Origin of the sequence: Tychonema sp. LEGE 07196 (assembly GCF_963890365.1) — a bacterium.
GTDB lineage: Bacteria > Cyanobacteriota > Cyanobacteriia > Cyanobacteriales > Microcoleaceae > Microcoleus.
Window position 1 is genome coordinate 1 of sequence record NZ_CAWPRX010000158.1, and the last position, 5,805, is coordinate 5,805.

General features: G+C 46.0%; 4 protein-coding genes. 1 reads left to right on the top strand and 3 read right to left on the bottom strand.

Translation table 11 applies throughout. The features are described from left to right. Positions 1–18 precede the first annotated feature (18 nt). Positions 19–846 (bottom strand): hypothetical protein, encoded by an 828-nt coding sequence (locus tag AACV78_RS18400; protein WP_194012988.1) that lies wholly within the window; start codon positions 844–846, stop codon positions 19–21. 196 nt (positions 847–1,042) lie between these two features. Here AACV78_RS18400 and ctpB point away from each other — a divergent pair, with 196 nt between their 5' ends. Then, positions 1,043–2,362: a carboxyl-terminal processing protease CtpB gene (gene ctpB, locus AACV78_RS18405; RefSeq protein WP_194012987.1), complete on the top strand. Its 1,320-nt coding sequence runs from the start codon at positions 1,043–1,045 to the stop codon at positions 2,360–2,362. Between the two features lie 284 nt (positions 2,363–2,646). On the opposite strand, the gene AACV78_RS18410 is transcribed toward ctpB, so the two are convergent. Both AACV78_RS18410 and AACV78_RS18415 read right to left on the bottom strand, forming a co-directional pair. Further along, positions 2,647–3,552, bottom strand: a complete 906-nt coding sequence (locus AACV78_RS18410) for a vitamin K epoxide reductase family protein (protein ID WP_194012986.1) — start codon at positions 3,550–3,552, stop codon at positions 2,647–2,649. 68 nt (positions 3,553–3,620) lie between these two features. After that, entirely contained in the window at positions 3,621–5,621 is a 2,001-nt protein-coding gene (locus AACV78_RS18415) for a heavy metal translocating P-type ATPase (RefSeq protein ID WP_194012985.1), read from the bottom strand. Positions 5,622–5,805 lie beyond the last annotated feature (184 nt).

Sequence of the window (5,805 nt, forward strand, 5' to 3'; positions counted from 1 at the left end):
GTTCTAGTCAACAATCAACTACTTTCTGGGCGGCAAAATAAAACTCTCGTTTCCATCTTTATCTTTTTTTACCTGAGCTCCCAACTTAACAAGAGCTTGCTTCGCCCTTTGCCGCACCAACTTATCAGTTGTTTGATAATAAACCGTACTCCAAGCAGTAAACCGCACCGGCACGCTATCGGGATCTCGGCGCAAATAGTCAGCAGTGGCTCGAAAAATGGGCGCTAATTTCGGGCCGTCGGCTGTGTTTTCTACCCAATCAGCGGCCATTTCGTGAGAGTGAATTGAGTCGGGAATATCGCCCAACAATAGCAACTCATCAATACCTTTGGTTCGCCACACAATCCACGCTTGGGGATGATTTTGCCGCGAAAGGGCATTTGTACCGCGCTCTATCAACTTAATAGCAGTTTCCGGCTTTCCCTGATAAAAAGAAACGGCTGTGGACAAAAACAGGTAGATGTCAGCCCACTTGGGGTCGCGCCGCGTAATTATGTCAAAATAATCTTCGCTGAGATTGTAGCCCGTCACGTATCGGGCTTCATCGTCGCCAAAATACTGCAAAAATTTCAGAAATGTCCAGTCGGCCATTAAATTGTCAAACCCAAAACTAGGAAGTGTTTTGAGCATTTTCAGCCGCAGGGCTTCTTGCTGGGAGGCTTGCTTGAAATCGGCGGCAGACATTGCAGAGACAGGCTTCTGCCCCTGAACGCTAGCTGCGGGCATTCCTCCCAATTGCCCGTTCGACTGCATGGTAATCACTCCAGCCAGCGCTGCAGAGCCGATCGCTACATTAATGAGCAGGCTCAACCACTTACGCGAAAATTGTTCGATTTTAGCTTCCACGGCACCTTCAAATCCAAGTTTAAAATTAAGTTTATTAAAATAGAGTAATTATTGGTTGGCGATCGGCGATGAATCTCGTTAAACTATCCAAAGGGATGGTGGAGCCTCCACACAATAGTTTAAATAGTAGTTTGAGATTTTTTAGCAATATAAAATCTCAAATCAAAAATCTAAAATCGAATTGAGCCAAAATTCAATGAATCAAGCCCGCAAACGCTTTTCTATGTTACAGGCAGCCCTGTTCACTGGGGCGATGGCCACAACCGCTTCGATATCTTTACTCGTTCCTGGCCTGAGTCAATCAGTCCGCGCCGAGCTTCAAGATAGCCCCAAAGCAGTCTTAGACGAAGCTTGGCAAATTGTGAACCGAGAATACGTCGATGGCAGTTTTAACAAGACTGACTGGCAACTGGCCCGGAACGACTTGCTGAGCAAAAATTATACCTCTCGCGAAGCAGCCTATACCGCCCTCCGCAAAGCCCTAGAGAAATTAAACGACCCCTACACGCGCTTCATGGATCCGAAGCAGTACGAAGCGCTGACGAATCAAACCTCTGGGGAACTGACAGGGGTGGGGATGAGGCTGGAACAAGACGAGAAAACGAAAGCGATTACGGTAGTCGAACCGATGGAAAATTCCCCGGCCCTAAAAGCAGGGATTCAAGCGGGCGATACGATTTTGGCTATTGATGGCAAAACTACCAAGGATATGACTGTCTCGGATGCGGCTCAGATAATTCGGGGCTCCGAAGGCACGAAAGTCTCCCTGCGGATGGCTCGTCCGGGCAAAAGCGAGTTTGATATCACTCTGACTAGGGCGAGAATTGAGGTAGCTGCGGTTCGCTACAGCCTCAAGAATGAGGGGGGCGAGAAAGTTGGTTACATCCGCTTGCAAGAGTTTAGTTCCCACGCGGGCGAACAAATGGAGGCGGCGATTAAAAAGCTCTCGGCTCAAAAAGCTGATGCTTTTGTGTTGGATTTGCGGGGGAATCCCGGCGGTTTGCTGCGGGTGAGCATCGATATTGCCCGGATGTGGATGAATACTGGGGCGATCGTCCGTACAGTCGATCGGGTGGGCGATTCTCAGGAAATGCGGACAAACCGCACTGCGATCACTGACAAGCCTTTGGTGGTGCTCGTGGATGACAACTCCGCCAGCGCCAGCGAGATTTTGGCCGGTGCTCTCAAGGACAACAAGCGCGCAACTGTGATGGGCACTCAAACTTTTGGCAAAGCTTTGGTGCAGTCGGTGCATTCTTTGTCTGACGGTTCGGGATTGGCGGTGACGATCGCTCACTACTATACTCCCAACGGTACTGATATCAGCCACAAGGGCGTTACTCCCGATGTCAAAGTCGAAGTCAGCGACGCAGAAAAGCTGAAATTAGCTAACAAACCGATGTTGGTTGCGACTAAGGACGATCCTGTTTACGCGCAGGCGATCGCACTTTTGAAAACTACCGCTTCGTCAACTCGTCCCGTTGCTGCTAACGAGGCTCCTGCTGTCAAGAAATAGTTCAAATTGGCAGTCATTCACAATTAACTTTCAGATAAAACCCGCCAGTGCGGGTTTTATTTTTGTAGTTTGATTGAGCCTCATATCAAGTCCGATCGATTCACAGCGATATCAAATCCTCTCTTCATCGGAATAGTAAATTCAAATGTTAACCGTTAACAGTTGACTGTTAACCGTTAACAGTTAACATCATGTCTGAGTGCAACCGGAATTGATATGAGGTGCGGGCGATCGACTGCGATAAGGTCGATCGCCCAAAATCACTCTTGTCAACATTCCTAATTTCAGGGATTTTTAAATTCGCGAGTTCCCTGATAGCCAGATAAATCCGCTAACTCCTGCAACGATTTTTGCCCTTGGTAAAACTTACCGTTAATTTCCCAAGTGGGAGTCCCCTGAATCTTGGCAGCTTCGCAAAGATCGCGCCGAGCATTTTTACCTTGAGGATTGCACTCGATATAATTAATAATTCGAGCCGCCTCTTTGCCAAAACTTTCCTTCTGCGCTTGACAGTGAGAGCAGGTATAAGATCCGTACATTTTAGCTCCCACTTTTTTTAAATGCTGCGCTAAAGCAATTTCCGAAGTACCGGAAGATGTTGTAGTATTCATGCTCGTCTCCTTGGCAGTACCGAGATTATTCACATCGGCATAAAGAGCCAAAGAAGAAATCAGCACTAACATTGATACCAGAATTCCTATAAAAAATAGTTGTCCGATATCATCCCATTCGCGACCAATTAATGCTAAGACAAACAAGCTAACTGCAAACAAAGCAGATGCAATACAGTAAATACAAGCTGCTTTGATATCAACAGCCAGTACATACATCAGATAGCCGCTAAAAATCGTCATTGCTGTGCCGCCAGCAAACAGAAATATTCCCGTCCAAGACTCTAATTTAGAGCGGAGACTCTTCTTTTCTGTGGGATTAACAAGTAGGGGAGCTACGGCAAAAACTATCATGCTCAAATAGCCCAAAAAACCGAACAAAGAAAGAGGCAAGCCAAAGACATAGGCATAGGGACTCGAAAGCACGATGTCGCAGCCTGCGATCGGACAAACTGCCGTTCCGTTGGATAACTTTACTGCTGTTAGATAGGCAGTAATCACAGCCCCTATCGAGGCAATTCCTGCCATAATCGGACGGGAAGAGCGGTGAATCCAAGGCATAGAACGTTGACGAAGCATAATATTTTTGACCTCAGAATGTATGTTTCAATTGTGTGTAAGGTAGGCAATGCTTACTTCAAAAAACTCTATTTCAACACTCTAGTAGCATTGAAAATCGCAGCTAAAGCGACCCCAACATCGGCAAAAACTGCCTCCCACATAGTAGCCAAACCAAAAGCACCCAAAGCAATAAATATCGCTTTAACTGACATCGCAAAAATGATATTTTGCCAAACAATATTGTGAGTTTTCCGGGCAATTTGGATGGCTTGCGCCACCTTTGACGGTGCATCTGCCATAATCACAATGTCAGCAGTTTCGATCGCCGCATCCGAACCCAAACCCCCCATCGCTATGCCCACATCAGCCCTAGCAAGCACTGGTGCATCATTAATTCCATCCCCGACAAAGACAATTTTGTCGCCTTTTTTAGATTGGGCGATCAATTTTTCGATCGCCTCAACTTTTCCTTCGGGCAATAACTCAGCTAAATAGGAATCTAAACCGAGCTTTTTCGCAACACTATCGGCTACAGCTTGATTATCTCCCGTCAGCATCACGATGCGCTCTACACCCTGTTTCTTGAGGTCGCGAATCGCCTGTACTGCGTCTTCCTTCAGCTCGTCAGCAATCAAAATATACCCAGCGTAGCGGTTGTCTACTGCTAAATGCACGATCGTACCTTCAGCATTGCAGACATCGTGAGCAATGTTTTCTCGGTGCAGCAAACGGTCATTTCCAGCAAGCACAATTTGATTGTTTACTTGAGCTCGGATGCCGTGTCCCGCTATTTCTTCGTAATCTGTAACCTCCGAGGAATCTATTTTTCCGCCGTAAGCTTCCAGAATAGATTTCGCAACTGGGTGATTAGATTGAGATTCGACTTTTGCGGCTATTTCCATTAACTCAGATTGTGAAAAACCATTCTGAGGCACAATTTGTGCTACTTTAAAAACTCCTTTTGTCAGAGTTCCTGTTTTGTCCAAAACAACTGTCTTGACTGCTGTCAGCGTATCTAAAAAAGTCGAGCCTTTCACCAAAATACCGCGCTTTGCTGCACCACCAATTCCCCCGAAGTATCCCAGAGGAATGCTAATCACCAATCCGCAAGGACAGGAAATAACTAACAAGACTAGGGCGCGGTAAACCCACAAAAATCTGTCTGCATTAGTTGCCCCTGAAATGAACAAAGGCGGAATTAAAGCCACTGCTAGGGATGCAAATACTACAAACGGCGTGTAGTAACTGGCAAATTTGCTGATAAATTTCTCAGTTTCAGCTTTTTTGCTTCTGGCGTTTTCTACTAATTCCAGAATTCGGGAGATTGAAGATTCGCCGAATAGTTTGGTAACTTTGACGGTGATAACTCCTGTCTGGTTAATTGTTCCTGCTAAAACTGTTTCTCCAACTTTCACGGTTCGAGGTACTGATTCTCCGGTTAGTGCTGAGGTGTCAATCTGAGAGTTTCCGTCGATAATTTCGCCGTCTAAGGGAATTTTTTCTCCCGGTTTGACTAGGATGATATCGCCGACGGTGACGGTTTCGGGCGAAACTTTTTTGATGTCGCCATTTTGCTTGAGGTTGGCGCTGTCTGGGCGAATTTCTAAAAGCGATCGAATTGATTGACGCGATCGCCCGATCGCAAATTCTTGAAAAAGTTCTCCGATTTTGAAGAACAACATCACCCCGACAGCTTCAGGCAATTTATGAATGGCTAGAGCCCCCAGGGTTGCTACAGTCATCAAGAAATTTTCATCAAACACTCGACCTCGCAGAATGTTGCGGCCGGCGCTGGTTAAAACATTCCATCCGCTTAAAAGATAGGCGGGGATGAAAACCAGATATTCAGCTATAGAATAGGGCGTGTTGTGCAGTTTTTCTTCAAAAATTAGACCGCCGACAAATAGTACAACGACCAAGATCACAGGAATCAATTCTTGCTTGAGGTTGAAATCTCCGTTCCCGTGGTCGTGTCCGTGTCCGTGGTCGTGTCCGTGGTCGTGTCCGTGGTTATGATTCTCATGGCTGTGTTCGTCGTGGTCGTCGTGACCACAGCAGCCGGAATCGCTCGATTTTGCTTTTTGCATAGTGTTTCCTGGGCTTTTGCTTACGCCTGATAGTATGAATAGATGTTCATATTATATAGGAAAAAGACAATGTACTAGACTTTGAATTCAAAATCTAGCTATTTTTGAGAAAAATATTGTTAAGTTGGTAGGGAAGGTTACTAGGTATTAAGAGTAATACCAGTTTCATAAAGTAGCGCTAGAT